1 protein-coding gene is annotated in these 243 nt (G+C 57.2%); it reads left to right on the top strand.

The features are described 5' to 3' along the window. The coding region (locus ACCD03_RS25635) for a CorA family divalent cation transporter (RefSeq protein WP_413413298.1) at positions 1 to 243 on the top strand (243 nt) is incomplete at both ends.

Here is a 243-nt window from a genome sequence, read left to right as displayed (position 1 = left end):
ACCTGCAACGCCAGTTCAACCTGCACGAACTGGCCATCGAAGACGCCCTGGAAAAACACAGCCGACCGAAGCTGGAAACGTTCGGCGATGCGCTGTTCATCGTCACGTATTCGCCGATCCGCCATGAAGGCAAATTGCAGTTCATCGAGACGCATATCTTCGCCGGCAAGGGTTACATCATTACCGCACGTAACGGTCATTCGGCGTCCTACGCCCATGTCCGACAGCGTTGTGAGGCGCGCC

Source organism: Ralstonia sp. Ralssp135 (genome assembly GCF_047304345.1).
Taxonomy (GTDB): Bacteria; Pseudomonadota; Gammaproteobacteria; order Burkholderiales; family Burkholderiaceae; genus Ralstonia; species Ralstonia chuxiongensis.
The sequence above is the reverse complement of the archived record's forward strand: the minus strand, read 5'-3'. Positions and strand labels throughout refer to the sequence as shown.